Origin of the sequence: Mitsuaria sp. PDC51, assembly GCF_900113225.1 — a bacterium.
In the GTDB taxonomy this organism is placed as follows: Bacteria; Pseudomonadota; Gammaproteobacteria; order Burkholderiales; family Burkholderiaceae_C; genus Roseateles.
Genome location: NZ_FOZE01000001.1, coordinates 1,875,522 through 1,897,650, shown reverse-complemented (window position 1 = coordinate 1,897,650; position 22,129 = coordinate 1,875,522). Strand labels below are relative to the sequence as shown.

General features: G+C 69.1%; 18 protein-coding genes. 1 reads left to right on the top strand and 17 read right to left on the bottom strand.

The features are described 5' to 3' along the window. Positions 1-131: 131 nt before the first annotated feature. The 17 genes from gltX to BM393_RS08225 all read right to left on the bottom strand — a co-directional run bounded on the left by gltX (position 132) and on the right by BM393_RS08225 (position 20,652). The gene (gene gltX / locus BM393_RS08305) at positions 132-1,523 is read right to left on the bottom strand and encodes a glutamate--tRNA ligase (protein ID WP_091724328.1); all 1,392 of its coding nucleotides are present in this window, start codon (positions 1,521-1,523) and stop codon (positions 132-134) included. Continuing rightward, positions 1,520-2,764, bottom strand: a complete 1,245-nt coding sequence (locus BM393_RS08300; RefSeq protein ID WP_091724327.1) for an O-succinylhomoserine sulfhydrylase — start codon at positions 2,762-2,764, stop codon at positions 1,520-1,522. The genes gltX and BM393_RS08300 overlap by 4 nt, the downstream gene beginning before the upstream one ends. Further along, positions 2,764-4,275, bottom strand: a complete 1,512-nt coding sequence (gene purF, locus BM393_RS08295) for an amidophosphoribosyltransferase (RefSeq protein ID WP_091724326.1) — start codon at positions 4,273-4,275, stop codon at positions 2,764-2,766. Before purF ends, BM393_RS08300 begins: the two co-directional genes overlap by 1 nt. 60 nt (positions 4,276-4,335) lie before the next feature. Continuing rightward, positions 4,336-4,824 carry a CvpA family protein gene (locus BM393_RS08290; RefSeq protein WP_091724325.1) on the bottom strand — a complete coding sequence of 163 codons (489 nt, stop codon included), beginning with the start codon at positions 4,822-4,824 and terminating at the stop codon, positions 4,336-4,338. An 83-nt stretch (positions 4,825-4,907) separates the two neighbouring features. Then, complete coding sequence (locus BM393_RS08285) at positions 4,908-5,894, bottom strand: SPOR domain-containing protein (protein ID WP_091724324.1); 987 nt, start codon at positions 5,892-5,894, stop codon at positions 4,908-4,910. A 152-nt stretch (positions 5,895-6,046) separates the two neighbouring features. Beyond that, on the bottom strand, positions 6,047-7,426 hold the full coding sequence (folC, locus tag BM393_RS08280; protein WP_091724323.1) for a bifunctional tetrahydrofolate synthase/dihydrofolate synthase: 1,380 nt from the start codon (positions 7,424-7,426) through the stop codon (positions 6,047-6,049). A gap of 95 nt (positions 7,427-7,521) precedes the next feature. Next, positions 7,522-8,394, bottom strand: coding sequence for an acetyl-CoA carboxylase, carboxyltransferase subunit beta (accD, locus tag BM393_RS08275; RefSeq protein WP_091724322.1), 873 nt, complete (start codon positions 8,392-8,394; stop codon positions 7,522-7,524). Positions 8,395-8,446: 52 nt separating this feature from the next. Then, complete coding sequence (gene trpA, locus BM393_RS08270; protein ID WP_091724321.1) at positions 8,447-9,244, bottom strand: tryptophan synthase subunit alpha; 798 nt, start codon at positions 9,242-9,244, stop codon at positions 8,447-8,449. Next, complete coding sequence (gene trpB / locus BM393_RS08265; RefSeq protein WP_404932590.1) at positions 9,241-10,515, bottom strand: tryptophan synthase subunit beta; 1,275 nt, start codon at positions 10,513-10,515, stop codon at positions 9,241-9,243. Before trpB ends, trpA begins: the two co-directional genes overlap by 4 nt. Positions 10,516-10,604: 89 nt before the next feature. Further along, positions 10,605-11,240 carry a phosphoribosylanthranilate isomerase gene (locus tag BM393_RS08260; protein ID WP_091724319.1) on the bottom strand — a complete coding sequence of 212 codons (636 nt, stop codon included), beginning with the start codon at positions 11,238-11,240 and terminating at the stop codon, positions 10,605-10,607. A gap of 43 nt (positions 11,241-11,283) precedes the next feature. Continuing rightward, on the bottom strand, positions 11,284-12,066 hold the full coding sequence (truA, locus tag BM393_RS08255) for a tRNA pseudouridine(38-40) synthase TruA (protein WP_091724318.1): 783 nt from the start codon (positions 12,064-12,066) through the stop codon (positions 11,284-11,286). 84 nt (positions 12,067-12,150) lie between these two features. Beyond that, positions 12,151-14,853, bottom strand: a complete 2,703-nt coding sequence (locus BM393_RS08250) for a FimV/HubP family polar landmark protein (protein WP_254783277.1) — start codon at positions 14,851-14,853, stop codon at positions 12,151-12,153. 295 nt (positions 14,854-15,148) lie between these two features. Next, positions 15,149-16,279, bottom strand: coding sequence for an aspartate-semialdehyde dehydrogenase (gene asd / locus BM393_RS08245; RefSeq protein WP_091724316.1), 1,131 nt, complete (start codon positions 16,277-16,279; stop codon positions 15,149-15,151). 128 nt (positions 16,280-16,407) lie between these two features. Continuing rightward, on the bottom strand, positions 16,408-17,526 hold the full coding sequence (gene leuB / locus BM393_RS08240) for a 3-isopropylmalate dehydrogenase (RefSeq protein ID WP_091724315.1): 1,119 nt from the start codon (positions 17,524-17,526) through the stop codon (positions 16,408-16,410). A 7-nt stretch (positions 17,527-17,533) separates the two neighbouring features. After that, positions 17,534-18,184, bottom strand: coding sequence for a 3-isopropylmalate dehydratase small subunit (gene leuD / locus BM393_RS08235; protein ID WP_091724314.1), 651 nt, complete (start codon positions 18,182-18,184; stop codon positions 17,534-17,536). Positions 18,185-18,207: 23 nt separating this feature from the next. Then, on the bottom strand, positions 18,208-19,644 hold the full coding sequence (leuC, locus tag BM393_RS08230; RefSeq protein ID WP_091724313.1) for a 3-isopropylmalate dehydratase large subunit: 1,437 nt from the start codon (positions 19,642-19,644) through the stop codon (positions 18,208-18,210). Positions 19,645-19,677: 33 nt separating this feature from the next. After that, positions 19,678-20,652: a LysR family transcriptional regulator gene (locus tag BM393_RS08225; RefSeq protein WP_091724312.1), complete on the bottom strand. Its 975-nt coding sequence runs from the start codon at positions 20,650-20,652 to the stop codon at positions 19,678-19,680. Between the two features lie 224 nt (positions 20,653-20,876). Here BM393_RS08225 and BM393_RS08220 point away from each other — a divergent pair, with 224 nt between their 5' ends. Continuing rightward, positions 20,877-22,034, top strand: a complete 1,158-nt coding sequence (locus BM393_RS08220) for a lytic polysaccharide monooxygenase (RefSeq protein ID WP_175538228.1) — start codon at positions 20,877-20,879, stop codon at positions 22,032-22,034. Positions 22,035-22,129: the final 95 nt, after the last annotated feature.

Here is a 22,129-nt window from a genome sequence, read left to right as displayed (position 1 = left end):
CCGATTCGATTCAGCTGCCTTTGAATCTCATCGGGGAGCTCGCGCTCCCCGATTTGATTCGCCGTCTGCTGCTTCGAAGTTCGTTTCGAACAACGCGCTGTTCAAGCGAGAACGAGAGTATAGAACGAGTTTTAAACGGAACGCAAGCGGTTCAACAAAATTTCTTTGTCGAAGAGTTCCAGCACCGCATCGACCGACGGCGTCTGCGCGCGGCCGCAGGCCAGCACGCGCACCGGGATGGCCAGTTGCGGCATCTTCAGGCCGTGCGCCGCGATCGTTTCCTTGATGGCGGCGCTGATGGAAGCCTTGTCCCAGCTGGCCAGCGCCTCGAGCTTGTCGGCGAACGCGAGCACGGCCGGCTTGACCGCGTCGGTCAAGTGCTGCACGCGGTCGGCCTCGCTGGGCGTCACCGGCGACACGTACATCGCCAGCCAGTCCGCCAGCGCGACCGTCGTGCTGCAGCGGTCCTTGAACAGGCCGCACATCGCCTCCAGCCGCTGCGGCGCGGTCAGGCCGCGCTTGGCCAGTTGAGCGCTCACCAGTTCCGCCAGACGGGCGTCATCGGCCAGCTTGATGTAATGCGCATTGACCCATTCCAGCTTGGCCGGGTCCCACTGCGCGGGGCTCTTGGAAATGTGACTGCCGTCGAACCACGACACCAGCTGCTCGCGCGAGAACAGCTCGTCGTCGCCGTGGCTCCAGCCCAGGCGCGACAGGTAGTTCAGCATCGCCTCGGGCAGATAACCGTTGTCCTCGTAGGCGGTCACGCTGACTGCGCCGCGGCGCTTGGACAGCTTCAGCCCGTCATCGCCCAGGATCACCGGGATGTGCCCGAAGGCCGGCAAAGGTGCGCCCAGCGCATTGAACAGGTTGATCTGCCAGGGCGTGTTGTTGATGTGCTCGTCGCCGCGGAAGACATGGGTGATCTTCATGTCCCAATCGTCGACCACCACCGCGAAGTTGTAGGTCGGCACGCCGTCCGGACGCAACAGGATCAGGTCGTCGATCTCGCGGTTGTTGATCGTGATGGTGCCCTTGACCAGGTCGTCCCAGCTGACATCGCCGTCGATCGGATTCTTGAATCGGACCACCGGCGACACGCCGGCCGGGATCACCGGCAGCGTCTTGCCTGGCTCCGGGCGCCAGGTGCCGTCGTAGCGGCGCTTCTCGCCGCGCGCTTCCTGGCCGGCCTTCATCGCGGCCAGCTCTTCGGGCGAGCAGTAACAGCGATAGGCGGTGCCCGCGGCGATCATCTGCTCGATCACCGCGTGGTAGCGCTCCAGGCGCTGCATCTGATAGACCGGGCCCTCGTCGTAGTCGAGGCCCAGCCACTTCATCGACGCCAGGATCTGGTCGACCGAATCCTGCGTCGAACGCGCGACATCGGTGTCCTCGATGCGCAGCACGAATTCGCCGCCGTGGTGACGCGCATAGGCCCACGAGAACAGCGCGGTGCGGGCCGTGCCCAGGTGCAGGAAGCCCGTCGGCGACGGCGCGATGCGGGTGCGGATGGGAGAGGTCATAGCGAGTTCAAACCACGGGCCAGGTCGGCCTTGATGTCTTCGATGTCTTCGAGGCCCACCGCGACGCGGATCAGCCCCTGCGTGATGCCGGCCGCCTGGCGTTGCGGCTCGGTGAGCCGGCCGTGCGAGGTGCTGGCCGGATGGGTGATGGTGGTCTTGGTGTCGCCCAGGTTGGCGGTGATGGAGCAGATGCGTGTCTGGTCGATCACGTGGAAGGCGGCGGCGCGACCACCGTCCTCGGCCGCCCGGGCGCCGCCCTTGACGATGAAGGACACCACCGCCCCGCCCTGCCCGCCTTGCTGGCGCATCGCGAGCTCATGCTGCGGGTGCGACTTCAGGCCCGGGTAATAGACGCGCTCGACGCCGGGATGGGCCTCCAGCCATTCGGCCAGCCGCGCGGCGCTGGCGGTCTGCGCCTTCATGCGCACCGACAGCGTCTCCATGCCCTTGAGCACGACCCAGGCGTTGAACGGCGAGAGCGACATGCCCACCGAACGCATCACCGGCGTGAACACCTCGTCCACATGTTTCGACGACGCGCAGATCGCGCCGGCGATCACGCGGCCCTGGCCATCGAGGTACTTGGTGCCGGAGTGGATGATGAAGTCCGCGCCCATCTTCGCCGGCTGCTGCAGCGCGGGGGATGCGAAGCAGTTGTCGACCGCGAGCAGCGCACCGTGGCCGTGCGCGATGTCCGCCAGCGCGGCGACATCGCAGACCTCGGTCAGCGGATTGGTCGGGGTCTCGGCGAACAGCAGCCTGGTGTTGGGCTGCAGCGCGTTCTTCCATTCCGTCAGGTCGGTCTGCGAGACGAAGGTCGTCTGGACGCCGAACTTGCCGAACTCGCCCTGCAGCAGCTTGATCGTCGAGCCGAAGACCGAGCGCGAGCACACGACGTGATCGCCGGCCTTCAGCAGGCCCATCACGAGCAGCATGATCGCGGACATGCCCGAGGACGTCGCGATGCAGGCCTCGGTGCCCTCCAGCGCCGCGAGCCGGCGCTCCATCATCATCACCGTCGGATTGGAGAAGCGGCTGTAGACGAAGGCCTCCTCCTCGTTGGCGAAGCGGCGCGCGGCGGTGGCCGCGTCCGGATGCACGAAGGAGCTGGTCAGGTACAGCGCCTCGGAGTTCTCGCCCCAGGGCGACGGCGGCAGGCCCTCGCGGACCGCGAGCGTGTCCAGGCGCGCGTCGGCCGGCAGGTCCACGCGCGGGATGCCCCCTTGCTTTTCGTTGGCCATCACTGGTCTCCGCCGCTCTGCAGCGCGAGGCGGCTGCGCGCCGGCAGGTCCTCCTCCTCGGGCTGCGACTTGCGCTGCGCCTGCAGCGTCGCGAAGTCCTCGGCCGACACGTCGCCGGTGATGTACTGGCCGTCGAAGCAGGAGGCCTCGAAGCCGTTCAGACCCGGACGCAGCTGGGCGACGACGCGTTTCATCGCGTCGACGTCCTGGTAGATCAGCGCATCGGCGCCGATGAACTGGCGGATCTCCTCGATCGAGCGGCCATGGGCGATCAACTCCTCCTTCGTCGGCATGTCGATGCCGTAGACGTTGGGGAAGCGCACCGGCGGCGCGGCCGAGGCCAGGTAGACCTTGTTGGCACCGGCCTCGCGGGCCATCTGGACGATCTCCTTGGAGGTCGTGCCGCGCACGATGGAATCGTCGACCAGCAGCACGTTGCGGCCCTTGAACTCCAGGCCGATCGCGTTGAGCTTCTGGCGCACCGACTTCTTGCGCGTGGACTGGCCCGGCATGATGAAGGTCCGGCCGACGTAGCGGTTCTTGACGAAGCCCTCGCGGTACGGCTTGCCGATGCGGTGCGCGAGTTGCATCGCCGACGGGCGGCTCGATTCCGGGATCGGGATGACGACGTCGATCTCGCTGGGCGGGATCGTCGAGATCAGGCGCTGGGCCAGCGTCTCGCCCATGTTGAGGCGCGCCTGGTAGACCGAGATGCCGTCCATCACCGAGTCCGGGCGCGCCAGGTAGACGAACTCGAACATGCAGGGGTTCAGCGTCGGGTGCTCCGCGCACTGCTGCGTGTGAATGGTGCCGCTGGTGTCGATGAACAGGGCCTCGCCGGGCGCGAGGTCGCGCGTCAGCGTGTGACCGGTGCCCTCGAGCGCGACGCTCTCGCTGGCCACCATCACCTCGCCGTCGCCCGACTGGCCGAAGCACAACGGCCGGATGCCATAGGGATCGCGGAAGGCGAGCAGGCCATGGCCGGCGATCAGCGCGATCACGCCGTAGGAGCCCTTGATGCGCTTGTGCACCGTGCCCACGGCCTTGAAGATCTGCGCCGGCGTCAGCGGCAGGTCGCGGCCGGCCATCTCCAGCTCGTGCGCCAGCACGTTGATCAGCACCTCGGTGTCGCTCTCGGTGTTGATGTGGCGGCGATCGACCTCGAACAGCTCGTCCTTCAGCGCATGCGCGTTGGTCAGGTTGCCGTTGTGGACCAGCACGATGCCGTAGGGCGCGTTGACGTAGAACGGCTGGGCCTCTTCCTCGGAGTAGGCATTGCCGGCGGTCGGGTAGCGGACCTGGCCCAGGCCCACGTTGCCGGGCAGCGCGCGCATGTTGCGGGTGCGGAAGACGTCGCGCACCATGCCGCGCGCCTTGTGCATGAAGCACTTGTGGCCCTGCATCGTGACGATGCCGGCCGCGTCCTGGCCGCGGTGCTGCAGCAGCAGCAGCGCGTCATAGATCAGCTGGTTGACCGGCGCCTTGGAAATCACACCGACGATGCCGCACATGGGAGGTCCTTCAAAGCTCTGGAAACGGGAGGAAAGCGAAGACCCGGGCGCTCGTGACGCTCAGGCCGGAATGTAGTCGTGCAGCGCCGCCGGCAACAGCGGCCGCAGCTGCGTCAGCGCCGCCTGCAGCCAGGGCGCGGCCTGCGATTCGGTCCAGGCTTGCGAGCGCACCGCCGGTGTCATGCCGACGATGACGGTGGCCAGCAGCGCCAGCAGCACCGCGCGCAGCACGCCGAAGGCCGCGCCGCCGAGCCGGTCGATCACGCCCAGCGGCGTCGCGTGAATCAGCGCCCGGACCAGCTTCGCGCCCAGGCCCCACACCAGCAGGACGAGGATGAAGCCCAGCACCAGTCCCAGCGCATGGATCAGCGCCGGGCCGACCTTCTCCGGCGGGATGAAGCGCTCGATGAACGGGGCGACGAAGGGCGAGGCCAGGTAGGCCACGCCCCAGCCGGCGATCGTCATCAGCTCGAACACCAGGCCGCGCCAGGCGCCCAGCAGCACCGAGATCGCCAGCAGGCTCAGCAGCGCGATGTCGACCCAGTTCATCGCGGTGCTCCGCGACGGGCAACTGGCGATCGGGGCGCGAAGCGTTCATGGCCGGGCATCGTCCTGGTCTCCGTGCCGGCCCGTCAGAGCGTCAGCACGGCCGAGGAGAGACCACCGCCGCGCACCTTCGCCGCGACCTTGTCCGCCTCGTCCCGCGAATTGAACGGCCCCACCCGCACGCGGATGCGCTTGCCGTCGGCGGTCTCGACCGCCTGCGTGTAGGTCTTCAACCCGAGCCGCTCGACCTTGGCGCGCACGTCCTGGGCGGCCTTGCCGTCGGCGTAAGCACCCACCTGGACGATGAAGCGCCCGCCGCCGGCGGCGGCATCGGGCTTGCGGTCCGACGCGGACCGGCCTTCCAGCAAGGCCTGCGCGCGGGCGGCGTCGGCCGACCGGGTGTCGGGCTTCGATTCGGGCTTGGCTTCGGGCTTGCGCTCCGGCTTGGCCTCGGGCTTCGGCTCGGGCTTGCGCTCCGGCTTGCTGCTTTCGGGCTTGCTGCTTTCAGGCTTGGACTCGGCCCGCGTGTCGGGTCTGGACTCCGGCTTGGGCTCGACGCGCGCCGGGCGTGCCGGTTCGGCCATCGTGGCGCGTTCGTCGGGCTGCGTCGCCATGCGCGTCGGCGGCATCGCCTGCGCGACCTGCTGCTCCGGCGTCGCGGTCTGGGGCGGCGGCACCGCGCGGTCGGCGGCGGCCTGCTCGGCGGACTCGGTGATGATGCCGCGACCGGCATCGCCATCGGCGGCCGGGGGACGCGCGGTCTGGGCGGTCGGCGCCGGGATGTTCAGCGGCGCGGCGCCGTCCTTGCGCGGGATGTCGATCGGCAGGTCCACCGGGATGGGGCGGGGCTGGGTCTCGAACAGCAGCGGGAACACGATCACCGCCACCCCCACCAGCACCGCCGCACCGATCAGGCGCCGCCGGGCCCGCAGGCGCAGTTGCTGGACGTCGTCCACCGCCTCGGCGCCACCGCGGGCACGGCCACGGCCACCGTCGCCGGCGCGCCCCCGCTCGGCACCGCGGTCGCCGGCCTCATTCGCTTCGCCGCGCTTCAGGAAGGAAAGAAATCCCATGTACTCGGAAGACCTGGTTGGTGCCGCGCCGCCCCGGAGCGGAAAGCGGCCCTGGCGCATCTGCGGACAGGGCCGCCGACTTCAATCGCGACAGATTCGAATGCAGCGTTGCGACGCGTTCAACGCGCGGTTGGCGCGGCATGGGCGGTCCCTCAGGGCGCGGCTTCCGGCTGGACGCCGCCGCCCAATCTCGGGATGCCGTGCTTGAGGATGCCGCCCACGGTGAAGAACGAACCAAAGACCAAAATTCTATCAGCGGGGTCCGCCTCGGCCGCCGCGGCGGCCAGCGCCGACGCGGGGTCCGGATGCAGAGAACTGCCCACTTCCTTCGGCGTCTGCAGCGCGCTGGCGGCGCGGGCCTCGTCGAAGCGCTGCTGGAGCGCCTGGGCGCTCGCCGCACGGGCGATCGGCAGGTCGCAGAAGTGCCAGTGATCGATCAGCGGCGAGATCCGCGCCAGGATGTTGGCCAGGTCCTTGTCGGCCATCGCGCCGAACACCGCGCGGGTGCGCGGGTAGAAGCCCATCTGGTCCAGGTTCTGCGCCAGCGCCGCCACCGCGTGCGGGTTGTGCGCCACGTCCAGCACCAGCATCGGCGAGCCCGGGATCACCTGGAAGCGCCCCGGCAGCTCCACCAGCGCCAGGCCGGCGCGTACCGCCTGGGCGGAGATCGGCAGCCGCTCGTACAGCGCCTCGAACACGGCCAGCACGCCGGAGGCATTCAGCAGCTGGTTCACGCCACGCAGCGCCGGATACGACATGCCGCTGTAGCGGCGCGAGCGCCCCGCCCACTGCCACTGCTGCCGGTCGCCCGAATAGGTGAAATCGTGGCCCAGCTGGCGCAGGTCGGCCCCGATCGAGGCCGCATGCGCGGCGATCGAGGCGGGCGGCATCGGGTCGGAGACGATCACCGGCTTGCCCGGCCGCATGATGTGCGCCTTCTCGCGGCCGACCGATTCGCGGTCCGGACCCAGGTACTCGGTGTGGTCCAGGTCGATGCTGGTGATGACGCTGCAGTCGGCATCGATCGCGTTGACCGCGTCCAGCCGCCCGCCCAGGCCGACCTCCAGGATCACCAGGTCCAGCGGCTCCGCGGCCAGGCGGTGCAGGATCGCGAGCGTCGTGAACTCGAAATAGGTCAGGGTCAACTCGCCGCGCGCGCGCTCGACGGCCTCGAAATGCGGCAGCAGCGACGCGGCATCCACCGGCGCCCCGCCGACGCGGCAGCGCTCCTGGAAGTGCACCAGGTGCGGCTTGATGTAGAGGCCGACGCGGTAGCCGGCCTGCAGCGCGATGCTCTCCAGCATCGCGCAGGTCGAGCCCTTGCCGTTGGTGCCGGCGACCATGACGACGGGCGTGTCCGCGCCGAAGCGCAGGCCCAGCCGGTCGCGCACCTCGGCGACCCGGGCCAGCGTCATGTCGATCTCCTTGGGATGCAGCCGCTCGCAGCGCGACAGCCACGCCTCCAGCACCGGCTGGGCGTCGCCGCCCGGGGCCAGTTGCGGGATCGACAGGTCGTTCGGGGAAGAAGTCATCGGAATGTCCAAGGCTCAAATGAAGACGGCCAGACCGGGAGGGGTCTGGCCGTGCTGAGGACCGGAACCGCCGCGGGCGGTTCGGCGGCGCGCCGTCAGGCGACCGCGTCGGCGCTCTGGCGCTGCAGGATGGCCAGGTTGCGGGCCACGACCTCGCGCAGCTTGCGGCGGTCCACGATCATGTCGATCGCGCCCTTCTCCATCAGGAACTCAGCGCGCTGGAAGCCGGCGGGCAGCTTCTCGCGCACGGTGTTCTCGATCACGCGCGGGCCCGCGAAGCCGATCAGCGCCTTGGGCTCGGCGATGACGATGTCGCCGACGAACGCGAAGCTCGCCGAGACGCCGCCCATCGTCGGGTCGGTCAGCACGCTGATGTAGGGGAGCTTGGCCTTGGCCAGGCGCGTCAGCGCCGCGTTGGTCTTGGCCATCTGCATCAGCGAGAGCAGGCCTTCCTGCATCCGCGCGCCGCCGGTGGCGGTGAAGCAGATGAAGGGGGTCTTCTGCTCCAGCGCGGTCTCGACGCCGCGCGCGAAGCGTTCGCCGACCACGGAGCCCATCGAGCCGCCCATGAAGTCGAACTCGAAGCAGGCGGCGACGACCGGGATGCTCATCACCGCGCCGCCCATGACGACCAGCGCGTCGGTCTCGCCGGTGTTCTCCAACGCTTCCTTGAGGCGGTCGGGATACTTCTTGCTGTCCTTGAACTTCAGCGCGTCGACCGGCAGCACCTCCTGGCCGACCTCGTAGCGCCCTTCCCCGTCCAGGAACGCGTCCAGGCGGGCGCGGGCGCCGATGCGGTGGTGGTGGCCGCACTTCGGGCAGACGTTGACGTTCTGCTCGAGGTCGGTCTTGTAGAGCACCGTCTCGCAGGACGGGCACTTGATCCACAAGCCTTCCGGCACCGTGCGGCGCTGGTCGGGGTCGGTCTGCTGGATCTTGGGCGGAAGAAGTTTCTCAAGCCAACTCATGGCGGGCTCCTATGTCTGTCGCGAAACGCGAAAGCGGGGCAGATTGCCCCGCTCAGGCGTCCAGCGCGGCGCGGATGTCTCGGATGAAGGCCGCAGCCTGGATCGCGACATTATCCCTGGATTGCACCTCGATCAGCTGAACCAGGGCCGAACCGATCACCACCGCGTCCGCATGCCGGGCCACGGCGGCGGCCGTCGCCCCGTCACGGATGCCGAAACCCACGCCCAGCGGCACCTTCACATGCCGGCGCAGGCGCGGCATCGCGTCGGCGACGGCGCCGGTGTCCAGGTGGCCGGCGCCGGTCACCCCCTTGAGCGAGACGTAGTAGACGTAGCCGCTGGCCAGCCGGCCCAGACGCTCGACGCGCTCGTCGGTGGAAGTCGGCGCCAGCAGGAAGATCGGATCCAGTCCCTTGGCCTTGAGCGCGGTGGCGAAGGCCTCGCACTCCTCGGGCGGATAGTCGACCACCAGCACGCCATCGACGCCGGCCGCCTTGGCCTCGGTGACGAAGCGCTCCAGGCCGAAGCGCTCCACCGGATTGGCGTAGCCCATCAGCACGACCGGCGTCGCGTCGTCCTGGCGACGGAACTCGCGCACCATCTCCAGCACGCGTGCCAGCGTGATGCCCTTGGCCAGCGCGCGTTCGCTGGCCTTCTGGATCACCGGGCCGTCGGCCATCGGATCGGAGAACGGCACCCCCAGCTCGATGACGTCGGCGCCGGCCTGGGCCATCGCCAGCATCAGCTCGACCGTCACGTCGGCATACGGATCGCCGGCGGTGACGTAGGGAATCAGCGCCTTGCGGCCCGCGGCGGCCAGCCGCTCGAACGTGGCCTGGATGCGGCTCATTGGGCACCTCCCTTCACGGCGTGGCCGGCCATCGAGGGCCGGTCGAAGTACTCGGCGCCCGACAGGTCGGCGACGGTGCCGATGTCCTTGTCGCCGCGGCCGGACAGGTTCACCAGCAGGTGCTGGTCGGGACGCATCGCCGGCGCGAGCTTGATCGCATGCGCGAGCGCGTGGCTCGATTCCAGCGCCGGGATGATGCCCTCGGTGCGACACAGCCGGTGGAAGGCGGCGAGCGCCTCGGCGTCGGTCGCTCCGACGTATTCGGCACGGCCAGAGTCCTTCAGGTAGGCGTGCTCGGGCCCGACGCCGGGATAGTCCAGGCCGGCGGAGATCGAGTGGGTCTCGATGATCTGGCCGGCATCATCCTGCAGCAGGTAGGTGCGATTGCCATGCAGCACGCCCGGCGAACCGGCGCTCAGCGTGGCCGCGTGCTTGGGCGTGTCGACGCCCTGCCCCGCCGCCTCGACGCCGATCAGGCGCACGTCCTGGTGCGGGATGTAGGGATAGAAGATGCCGATCGCGTTGCTGCCGCCACCGACGCAGGCGATGACCGCATCGGGCTGCTTGCCGATCATCTGCGGCATCTGGACCAGGCATTCGTCGCCGATGATGCGCTGGAAGTCTCGGACCATCATCGGATACGGATGCGGGCCGGCCACGGTGCCGATGATGTAGAAGGTCGACTCGATGTTGGTGACCCAGTCACGCATCGCCTCGTTGAGCGCGTCCTTGAGCGTCTTGGAGCCGGATTCCACCGGGACGACCTTCGCTCCAAGCAGGTTCATCCGGTAGACGTTGGGCGACTGGCGCTTCACGTCCTCCGAGCCCATGTAGACGACGCATTCCATCCCGTAGCGGGCGCAGATGGTGGCGGTGGCCACGCCGTGCTGGCCGGCGCCGGTCTCGGCGATGACGCGCTTCTTGCCCATGCGGCGCGCCAGCAGCGCCTGGCCGATGGTGTTGTTGACCTTGTGCGCGCCGGTGTGGTTCAGGTCCTCCCGCTTGAGGAAGATCTGCGCGCCGCCCAGCTCGCTGCTCAGGCGCCGGGCGTGATAGATCGGGCTCGGGCGGCCGACGAAATGGGCCAGTTCGTACTGGAATTCGCGGATGAACTCCGGATCCTGGCTGTAGCGGGCGTAGGCCTCGTTCAGTTCGTCGAGCGCATGGATCAGCGTCTCGGCGACGAAGCGGCCACCGTAGTAGCCATGGGCGTTGGCGGTCGGCACGGGGCCGAAGCGGCCTTGCGCGTCGGGCTGCGCATAGCCGGCCAGCGGTCCCGTGACGAACGGGATCGAATCGGGAATGGTCTTGGACATGAGGGGTCCTCTATGAGGATGCCCGCGCGCGCTTCGAAGCGGAATCAGGCCGACTTCAGGCGGTCGGCCTCGCGCACGGCATCGCAGAACTGGCGGATCTTCACGGCGTCCTTGAGGCCCTTGGCGGCCTCCACGCCGGAGCTGACGTCAACGGCCCAGGGCCGGACCTGCCGCACGCCATCGATCACGTTGGCTGCACTCAACCCACCAGACAAAACGACCGGAGAGGGAACGCTTGGAGGCAGCAGTGACCAATCGAAGACCTTTCCGCCTCCACCGTAGCCGTCGACGAAGGCGTCGACCAGCACGGCCTGGGCGCGGGAGAAACGAGTCGCGAAGTCTAGCAAATCGAAGCCCGGCGCCATGCGCGCCGCGCGCAGATAGGGGCGCGACCAGCGGTCGCAGTCCTCGGGCGACTCGTCGCCGTGAAACTGCAGCGTCAGCGTCGGGATCGCGGCCAGCGCCGCCTCGATCGCCGCGGGCGCGGCGTTGACGAACAGGCCCACCGGCGTCACGAACGGCGGCAGGCGCCGCGCCAGCTCGGCGGCGCGCGCGATGCTCACGGCGCGCGGGCTCTTCTCGTAGAACACCAGACCGATCGCGTCGGCGCCGGCCTCGACGGCGGCATCGACATCGGCTTCGCGGGTCAGGCCGCAGATCTTGATTCGGGTTCGGCTCATGGGACGCCAGTCTAGGCAGGTTCTCGGACGGCGAGGCCTCCGCTCACGGCAACCAGTCCATCGCGGCGGTGTGCCGCGGCAGGTTCAGGTGGTCGTCGTAGGTCGGGCCGACGAAGTACAGCCCGTCGGGCGGGAAGGTCGGCGCCGCCGCGTCGCGCGAGCGCGCCGCCAGCACCTCGTCCATCCACGCGGGCGGCTTCTGTCCGGCACCGACCGCGACCAGGCAGCCCATGATGTTGCGGATCATGTGATGCAGGAAGGCGATGCCATCGAACTCGAAGCGCCAGTAGGCGCCGCGCTTCTCGATGCGGATGCCGTGCAGGATCTTCACCGGCGAGGCGGCCTGGCACTCCGACGAGCGGAAGGAGCTGAAGTCATGCTCGCCGACCAGGCGCGAGGCCGCGTCGCGCATCGCCTCGCCATCCAGCGGGCGGAAGGTCCACCCCACCCCGCCGGCCTGGATGGACGGGCGCACGTTGGACTCCAGCAGCAGGAACCAGTAGCGGCGGCCGCGCGCCCAGTTGCGCGCATGGAAGTCCTCGCCGGGAAAGGCGGCCCATTGGATCGCGATGTCGCGCGGCAGGTAGCGGTTGACGCCGCGCACCCAGGAGAAGGCTTCGCGCGCCACCGGCGAATCGAAGTGGACCACCTGGTTGAGCCCATGGACGCCGGTGTCGGTGCGGCCGGCGCAGATGGTGCGGATCGGTTGCGCGACGAACTGCGCCAGCGCCGCTTCCAGCGCGTCCTGCACCGTGCCGCCGCCGGGCTGGCTCTGCCAGCCCTTGTAGGCCTCGCCGCGATAACTCACGCCCAGCGCCACGCGCATGCAGGTCTCCGAACTCGAAAGGAAGCCGCCAAAAAGAAAAGGCGCCCGGCCAGGCCGAGCGCCTTGTCGTGAACCGGCCGCAGTTTAGCGAAGCTGGTCCAGCATCTGCTGAGCGCGATCGCGCACCGGACCGGAGGCCTTGCCGACCAGCTCCTGCAGCACGTCGCGCGCGCCTTCGGTATCGCCGATCTGGCGGAACTCCTCGGCCAGCTCCAGCTGACGCTGCAGCGCCTCGTCGTCGTTCGGGTCGATGCTGTCCAGGTCGACGCCCAGGTCATCCAGGCTCATCGTGTCCGGGGTCGGCCGGGTGTCCGGCAGCGCGTCCAGGGCCGGCAGGTCGATCGAGGCGATGTCCTGGGTCTCGAACGACTGGCCCGACTTCCCAGGGCTCGCCGGCGCGTCGGACGGCAGGTCCAGGTCGATGCTCGACAGGTCGAAGTCCAGCGACGACGGATCGTGCGCGGGCGCCGGGGCCGGCGCGCCGCCCAGGTCGTCCAGGTCGTCCAGGTCACCGAGGTCGAACTCCAGCTCGCGGGCATTGGACGGGGCCGGCGCCGCCGGCGGCGTGCTCAGGTCCAGATCCATGTTCATCGGCGCCTGGCTGGCGGACGACGGCAGCGCCTGCGTGGCGGCCATGGCCGGTGCCGGTGCGGGCGGCGACGCCAGGTCCAGGTCGAGGTCCAGATCCATCAGGCTGGACGGACCGCTGTCGCGCGGCGCGGCGGCCGCGGCGGCCGCTGCGGCGCGGGCGATCGCGCCGCTGCCCGGGTGCGCGAGGCCCGCGGCGGGCAGCGTGCTGGCGTTCATCGGCTCGGGGCGCTCATCGTCGCTCTCGAACATCGTCGGCGCGCCGCCGGGCTGGTACAGCGGATTCTCCGGATCGACCTGGCGGCCGAGTTCCTGCACCTTGGTCCAGTCCTCGCCCTGCCCCTTGGTCTCGGCGTAGAGCTGCACGGCCAGTTGCTCGAAGCCCTTGATGTCGCGGCGCTTGCCGTAGACCTCGAGCAGCTTCAGGCGGATGGCCAGGCGTTCGGGATTGGCGCGCAGCGCTTCCTTCAGGATTTCCTCGGCCTGCAGGTCGCGGCCGTAGGCCAGGTAGACATCGGCCTCGGCGACCGGGTCCACGTCGCCGATCGCGTCAAGCTGGCTCAGCGAGTAGCTCATCGACGACTGGCCGGTGGTCGACGCGTCACGGGTGTCGACGCGCTGGCCGCCGCTATGGCCGAAAAAAGAATCCGGCGCCAGCCGGCTCTCGGCGAAGGCGGTCTCCGAGCGGGAAGCCGCGTCGCGGCGGGCGCGCCAGCGGTTGTAGCCGATGCCGCCGGCGATCACCGCCAGTGCCGCGACCAGCGCGGGCAGGTAGTCGCCGAGCGAGTCCAGGAAGCTGGGCTCCTCCGGTTCCGCGTGCGGCGCGGGCACGGCGCGCGGCGCCGACGCGGCGACCGGACGCGAGGCCGGCGCTTCGGCCACGGCGGCCGAGGCCGGCGCGGACGCGGCGGCAGGCGCTTCCGAAGCGGGCGGCACGTTCGCGGCCACGCTCACCGGCGGCGTCACCACCGGGGCGGGTGCTGGCGCGGGAGCAGGCGCCGGAGCGGGCGCGGGGGCCGGTGCGGCGGCGGTCGCCGTCGGCGCGGACGGCTTCGCGGCGGCGGAGAGCTTCTTCAGCTCCTCGACGTTGCGCGTCAGTTCGGCGACGCGCGCCGCCGAGTCCTTCTTCTCGGTGTCCTTGGACACCTTGGCCTCGCCGCCGGTGGCGACGTTGGGCTTGCTCAAGGTCAGCTTGTCGGGCGTGGCGGAGGTCGCCGGCTTGCGGTCCTCGACGGCCGCCTGCACCGAGCCCTTGGCCTGGCGGGCGTTCTCGTCGGGCTTGAGCGTCGGCGCGGCTTCGGCCAGGCGCTGGCGGTAACCGCCGAAGTCACTGCTCTGCGCCTGGATGACGCGGCGTGCCTCCTGCGGCGTGATCGACTGGACCGACTCGCTGCCCGGCACCGACAGCACCGCGCCGGACTTCAGCCGGTTCATGTTCTGGCCGATGAAGGCGTCGGGGTTGCTGCGGTACAGGCCGACCAGCATCTGGTCCAGCGACACGCCCGCGGGCTGGGTGCGCGAGGCGATGCGCGACAGCGTGTCGCCCGGCTTGACGGTGTATTCGGATGCGTCCGTGGCCGGCGCCGGAGCGGCCGGGGCTGCGGACGGGGCCGGTGCCGGACGCGGCGTGCGCGCGGTCACGGCCGGCGCGGGCGGCTGGTTGACCGGGGTGGCCGGCGCGGAAGACACCGGCGCCTGCGTGCGCGCGGTCGCCGGCGACGGCGCCGGGGCCGAGATCACCGGCGAGGTGGTCGGTTCGGCGGGACGCGCGACGTTGTTGCTCGGCGGATCGAACAGCAGCGTGAACTCGCGGGTCAGGCGGCCGCTGGACCAGTTCAGCTCGAGGATGACGTCGACGAAGGGCTCCTGCACCGCGCGGTCGCTGGACAGGCGCAGGTAGGGGCGTCCGTCGGAGCGGCGGGCCAACTGCACCTGCGTGTTGGCCAGCACCGCGTTGTAGTCCAGGCCCGAGGCGCGATAGGACTCCGGCGGCGCGACGCGCAGCTTCAGCGAACTCGCCTCTTCAGGGCTCAGGCTGCTGACGTCGATCTCGGCGCGCAGCGTTTCGCCGAGCGCCGACTGGACCGTCAGTTTCCCCAGTCCCAGACCCCAGGCGGAGCCCGCCGCCAGTCCCAACGCGGTGACCGCGGCCACCTGGCTCAGCGCAAAACGCGCATATGCGCTCGCATGTTTTTTCAAGGCGTCCCCCAAAGCAACAAAGCGGCCCACCCGGAGGACCGCTCGTCATGACGTATTGTTGTTGTGCGACTCATGCGCCGCGCAGGCTCCCTGCCCATCCCGCGGTAGAAAATCACAACGGTGGCAAGCATATACGCATCGTTGCTGAGGTAGCTCATGAATAACATCCATGAGCCAGCCTCGATTCACAGGTGGTTACGGCCTTGTCGCTAGAAGGCAACGCGAGCGCCGTGCTCGCTTTCCCTCATCGGAGCGAAAAAAAGCGGTGGCACGCCACCGCTTCCCGACCCCTGGCTCAGCGATCCAGCAGGATCCTCAGCATCCGGCGCAGCGGCTCCGCCGCGCCCCACAGCAACTGGTCACCGATCGTGAACGCGCCGAGGTAGTCCGGGCCCATCGCCAGCTTGCGCAGGCGGCCCACCGGGATGGTCATCGTGCCGGTCACGGCCACGGGCGTCAGGTCCTTGATCGTGGCCTCGCGGGTGTTGGGGACGACCTTCACCCACTCGTTGTCGGCGGCGATCATGGCCTCGATGTCGGCCAGCGGCACATCCTTCTTCAGCTTGAAGGTCAGCGCCTGCGAGTGGCAGCGCATCGCGCCCACGCGCACGCAGAAGCCGTCGACCGGCACGGCCGGCGAGCCGAAGCCTTCGCCCTGGCCGAGGATCTTGTTGGTCTCGGCCATGCCCTTCCACTCTTCCTTGGAGGTGCCGTTGCCCAGGTCCTTGTCGATCCACGGGATCAGCGAGCCGCCCAGCGGCACGCCGAAATTGGCGGTTTCCTCGGCCGACAGCGAACGCTGCTTGGCGATGACCTGGCGGTCGATCTCGAGGATGGCGCTCTTGGGGTCGTCCAGCAGCGGACGCACGGCGGCGTTGAGCGTGCCGTACTGGGTCAGCAGCTCGCGCATGTGCTGCGCGCCGCCGCCCGAGGCCGCCTGGTAGGTCTGCGTGGACATCCACTCGACCAGGCCCGCCTTGTACAGCGCGCCCACGCCCATCAGCATGCAGCTGACGGTGCAGTTGCCGCCGATCCAGTCCTTGCCGCCCTTGGCCAGCGCGTTCTTGATCACCGGCATGTTGACCGGGTCCAGCACGATCACGGCGTTGTCGGCCATGCGCAGCGAGGACGCGGCGTCGATCCAGTGGCCGTTCCAACCCGCGGCGCGCAGCTTGGGGTAGACCTCGTTCGTGTAGTCGCCACCCTGGCAGGTGATGATGATCTCGCAGCGCTTGAGCTGCTCGATGTCGAAGGCGCTCTGCAGCGCGGTCTCGTTCTTCGCGAACGACGGAGCGGTGCCGCCGGCGTTCGAGGTGCTGAAGAACAGCGGCTCGATCAGGTCGAAATCGCGCTCCTGCGCCATGCGGTCCATCAGCACGGAGCCGACCATGCCGCGCCAACCCACCAGTCCAACCAAAGTCGTCATTTGCGTTCCTTGAAGAGGCCCGGCACTGCTGGCCGGGCATGTCGCCCAAACACCGTCACAAACCCTGAGGAGCCTGCCCGGCTCGCTTCGCCGGGTTTGTGAGTGGGGGCGAGACGAACCGGAGCGGACTAGCTCTTGATGGTTTTGGTCGTGGTAATGGTGGTCGTGCCCTTGCTGGACGCAATGGCGGCGACGACGGCATCACCCATCTCGCGCGTGCTCACCTTCTGGGTGCCCTCGCTCCAGATGTCCGCGGTACGCAGACCCTGGGCCAGCACGGACTGAACCGCCGACTCGATGCGAGCGGCGGCTTCGGGCTGGTTGAGGGAGAACTTGAGCATCATGGCAGCGGACAGGATTGTAGCGAGCGGATTGGCAATCCCCTTTCCTGCTATGTCTGGCGCGCTGCCATGACTCGGTTCGTACAGGCCTTTGTTGTTCTTGTCCAACGAGGCACTGGGCAGCATGCCGATCGAGCCGGTCAGCATGGCCGCCTCGTCCGACAGGATGTCGCCGAACATGTTGCCGGTGACGACGACGTCGAACTTCTTGGGCGCCTTGACCAGCTGCATCGCGGCGTTGTCGACGTACATGTGCTCGAGCTCGACGTCCGGGTACTGCTGGTGGACCTCGGTCACGACATCCTTCCAGAACTGGAAGGTCTCCAGCACGTTGGCCTTGTCGACGGAGGTCACCTTGCGATTGCGCTTGCGCGCGGCCTGGAAGGCGACGTGGGCGATGCGCTCGATCTCGGGACGCGAGTAGCGCATCGTGTCGAAGGCTTCCTCGCTGCCGGGGAAGTGGCCATCGACGGCGGTGCGGCGGCCGCGCGGCTGACCGAAATAGATGTCGCCGGTGAGCTCGCGGATGATCAGGATATCCAGGCCCGCGACGAGTTCCGGCTTGAGGCTGGACGCATGGGTCAGCTGCTCATAGCAGATCGCCGGGCGGAAGTTGGCGAACAGGCCCAGCGCCTTGCGCAGGCCCAGGATCGCCTGCTCGGGGCGCAGCGCGCGCTCGAGCTTGTCGTACTTCCAGTCGCCGACGGCGCCGAACAGCACCGCGTCCGCCGCCAGCGCCAGCTTGAGCGTGGCCTCGGGCAGCGGATGACCGGCGGCCTCGTAGGCGGCGCCGCCGACGGGCGCGCTTTCCATCTCCAGCGGCAGGTCCAGGACCTTCAGGACCTTGACGGCCTCCGCGACGATTTCGGTGCCGATGCCATCACCGGGCAGGACTGCGATCTTCATGGGGTCCTCAGCGAGTAATTCGGTTGTTGAGCCACGGCTTGGTGGCGATGCGTTCGGCCTCGAAGGCCTTGATCTTGTCGGCGTGACGCAGCGTCAGGCCGATGTCGTCGAAGCCGTTGAGCAGGCAGTACTTGCGGAATGGTTGCACGTCGAAGGGCAACTCCTCGCCATCGGGCTTGACGACGACCTGGCGCTCCAGGTCCACGGTCAGTTGGTAGCCCGGGAAGGCGAAGACCTCGTCGAACAGGCGTGCGACCTGGCTCTCGGGCAGCACGATCGGCAGGACGCCGTTCTTGAAGGTGTTGTTGAAGAAGATGTCGGCGAAGCTGGGCGCGATCAGCGCGCGGAAGCCGTACTGCTGCAGCGCCCAGGGCGCGTGCTCGCGGCTGGAGCCGCAGCCGAAGTTGCCGCGCGCGATCAGGATCGAGGCGCCCTGGTAGCGCGGCTGATTCAGCACGAAGTCCGGGTTGGGCTTGCGCGAGGCCGGATCCTGGCCCGGCTCGCCGTGGTCGAGATAGCGCCACTCGTCGAAGAGATTGGGGCCGAAGCCGCCGCGCTTGATCGACTTCAGGAATTGCTTGGGGATGATCGCGTCGGTGTCGACGTTCTCGCGATCCATCGGGGCCACGAGGCCCTTGTGCACGGTGAACTTGTCCATGTGTTGCTCCTGCGTCCGGGCGCTCAGGCCAGGCGTCGCACGTCGACGAAGTGGCCCTCCATCGCGGCGGCGGCGGCCATCGCGGGGCTGACGAGGTGAGTGCGGCCGCCGGCACCCTGCCGGCCTTCGAAGTTGCGGTTGCTGGTCGAGGCGCAGCGCTCGCCCGGCTCGAGCCGGTCGGCGTTCATCGCCAGGCACATCGAGCAGCCCGGCTCGCGCCATTCGAAGCCCGCGGCCTTGAAGATCTGGTCCAGCCCTTCGGCCTCGGCCTGCGCCCTCACCAGGCCGGAGCCCGGCACCACCAGCGCCAGCTTGACGTTGCTGGCCACGCGGCCGCCCAGGCGCTTGACCACGGCCGCGGCCTCGCGCATGTCCTCGATGCGGCTGTTGGTGCAGCTGCCGATGAAGACCTTGTCGATGCGGATGTCGTTGATCGCCTTGTTGGGCTCCAGCGCCATGTATTGCAGCGCGCGCTCGATGGCGCCGCGCTTGACGGCGTCCTTCTCCTTGTCGGGATCGGGCACGCGATCCTCGATGGACAGGACCATCTCGGGCGAGGTGCCCCAGGTCACCTGCGGGCGGATCTGCGTCGCGTCCAGCTCGACGACCGCATCGAAGGTCGCGCCCGGATCGGAATGCAGCGTGCGCCAGTACTGAACGGCCTGGTCCCACTCGACGCCGGTGGGCGTGAACGGACGGCCCTTGACGTACTGGATCGTCGTGTCGTCGACGGCGATCAGGCCGGCGCGCGCGCCCGCCTCGATCGCCATGTTGCAGACGGTCATGCGGCCTTCCATCGACAGCGCGCGGATGGCGCTGCCGGCGAACTCGATGGTGTAGCCCGTGCCGCCGGCGGTACCGATGCGGCCGATGATGGCCAGCACGATGTCCTTGGCGCCGACGCCGGGCATGACCTGGCCCTCGACCTTGATCAGCAGGTTCTTTGCCTTCTTGGCCAGCAGCGTCTGCGTGGCCAGCACGTGCTCGACCTCGGAGGTGCCGATGCCATGCGCCAGCGCGCCGAAGGCGCCATGGGTCGAGGTGTGGCTGTCGCCGCAGACGACGGTCATGCCGGGCAGCGTGGCGCCCTGCTCCGGGCCGATCACGTGGACGATGCCCTGGCGCTTGTCGCTCATCTTGAACTGCGTGATGCCGAAGCGGTCGCAGTTCTTGTCCAGCGTGTCGACCTGCAGCCGCGAGACCGGGTCGGCGATGCCCTGGCTGCGGTCCGTGGTGGGGACGTTGTGGTCGCTGACGGCCAGGTTGGCCGACAGGCGCCAGACCTTGCGGCCGGCCAGGTCCAGGCCCTCGAAGGCCTGCGGGCTGGTGACTTCGTGGACCAGGTGGCGGTCGATGTACAGGACGGCGGTGCCGTCCTCCTCGGCGTGCACCACGTGCTCGTCCCAGAGCTTGTCGTAGAGGGTGCGTGGCGCACCAGCGTTGGCGATGTTGGCGGTCATGGGATGGCTCTCCATCACTTCAGGAATGGCGCTTCACCGGGAAGCGCCCTTGGAAACGGGGGTCGACGAGGTCGCGGGCGAGGCCGGGGTAGAGGCCGGGGTCGAGGCGGACGCTTCGCCCCGGGCCGCCGGGCACAGCGCGTCGACGAAGCGCTGCACGACGGTGGGCAGCCGCTCCTGGCGGGCCACGCCCAGCACGTAGTCGCGCTGGGCCCAGGCTTCATCGAGCGCCAGCCGGCGGACATCGAAGACCTGGGCGAAACGGCGCGCCGGAGCGTCCGGCAGCACCGCGACGCCCATGCCGGCCTCGACCAGCTGGGCGATCGCATCGAAGCCGCGCACCTGCAGCCGCGCCTTCAGCGTGCGACCGCGGGTCATGGCCTCCTGCATCATGAGTTCCTGCGCCGCGGCCCCGCTGTGCAGGCCGACGAGGTCGTGATCCAGCAGGTCGTCGAAGCTGACCGACTCGCGCCCCGCCAGCTCGTGCGCCGCCGGCACCAGCACCGCCAGCCGGCCGGTGCGGTAGGACCAGGTCTGCAGCCGGTTGTCCAGCAGCGGCGTCGTGAAGACGCCCACGTCGGCGCGGCCTTCGGCCACGGCGGCCTGGACTTCGGCGCTGGTCTGGTCCTCGAGGCTGATGCGGATCTGCGGATGGGCCTGGGAGAACGCGGCCAGGTCGGGCGGCAGCGCCTCGGCGATCGCGCCGGCGTTGGCGGCGATGCGCAGGTGGCCCTTGATGCCGCGGGCGAATTCGACGACCTCGCTCTCCAGCGCGTGCAGCGACGCATGCAGCGAGCGGATGTGGCGGACCAGCGCCCGGCAGGCCTCGGTGGGCTCGACGCCGCGGGCGCGGCGCTCGAAGAGCTGCACGCCCAGCCGGGTTTCCAGGTCGGAAATCCGCTTGCTGGCCGCGGCCAGCGCCAGATGTTCGCGCTCGGCCCCGCGGGTGATGGAGCGGGTCTGTTCGATCGCCAACACGAGGTTCAGGGTGGTGAGGTCGAGGCGCATGGTGGGGCGGCGGCTGGGTTGCACTGTAGCCTTCGCTCAGAGAGCAAGACTCTGGGCGTTCATGATAATTCCTTCGCCCGAAACGAAAGCTCAAAGATTTTCAGCCACGGCCGTTACCGTTGTTTAGCTTGTATTGGTCTGCATCGGGTCCTATGGTGGTCCTGCTTTGGTGTTGTGTCGGGCCACTTCATCCAGGCATTCCACTTCTCAATCAGGAGACTTGCATGCAATCCCGAGCCCGAACCGCTGGCGCCTGGTCGCTGGCCGCGCTGTCAACCACCATGACCGCGCTGACCGCGATCGTCGCCCCGAGCACCGCGTTCGCCCATGGCGCGCCGGAATTCCCGATCTCGCGCCAGTACAACTGCTTCAAGAACCCCTCGCTGCCGGCCTGCCAGGCGGCGATCGCCTATGGCGGCGAGCAGGCGATCTATGACTGGAACGGGGTCAACCAAGCCAACGCCAACGGCAATCACAAGGCGGTGGCGCCGGACCTGAAGATCTGCGCCGGCGGGCAGGAGAAGTTCAAGGGCTTCGACCTGGCGCGGGCGGACTGGCCCGCCACGGCCTACTCGCCGGGCACGGATGGGAAGTACGAGTACCGCTACAACGCGACCGCGCCGCACCGCTCGCTGAACTGGACCTTCTTCCTCACGCGCGACGGCTGGAACCCGGCGACATCGCCGCTGCGCTGGTCGGACCTGGAGCAGGTGCAGCAGCTCGGCCCGGAGCAGATCGTCACCAGCGGCAAGACCATCTACACGATGAAGCTCACGCTGCCCAAGCGCACCGGCCGGCATGTGCTGTTCTCGGCCTGGCAGCGCTCGGACAGCACCGAAGCCTTCTATGCCTGCTCCGACGTCGACTTCGGCGGCGGCACGACGCCTCCGGGCACACCCTCGGACCTGAAGCAGATCGGCCAGGTGTCGGCGGCGCAGGACCTGCCGTCGGGCAGCACGGTGAAGCTGCGCGTGTTCAACGGCGCGGGCAACGACCTGGAGACGACCTCGATCACGCTGACCGCGGCGGCGACGAAATCGGCGTGGCTCGGCCAGATCGCGACGAAGGTCAACCAGAGTTCCGCCTATCTCAAGATCGGCACGCTGCAAGGCGGCGTCGTGGTCGTGCCCGGCGGCGCGACGGTGATGGACGTGTACCTGCAGAACGCCAATTCGGGCGCGAGCTACGCGATGGACGTCCTCCTGCCGACGACGCCTCCGACCACGCCGCCCGGCACGACCTGGACGGAAGGCGCGAGCTACACGGTCGGCCAGGTGGTGAGCTACCAGGGGCGTTCCTACCGCTGCCTGCAGGCGCACACCGCCTACGTGGGCGCCGGCTGGACGCCGGCGAGCTCGCCCACGCTGTGGCAGGCGCTCTGATGACCGCGCGCTGAGTCCTCCCCGCGCCGGACCGAGGCCCGGCTCGGACATTCCGAGGCCCCGCCCCGGTCCGGCGCCGGGTGCCTCGGAAGGCC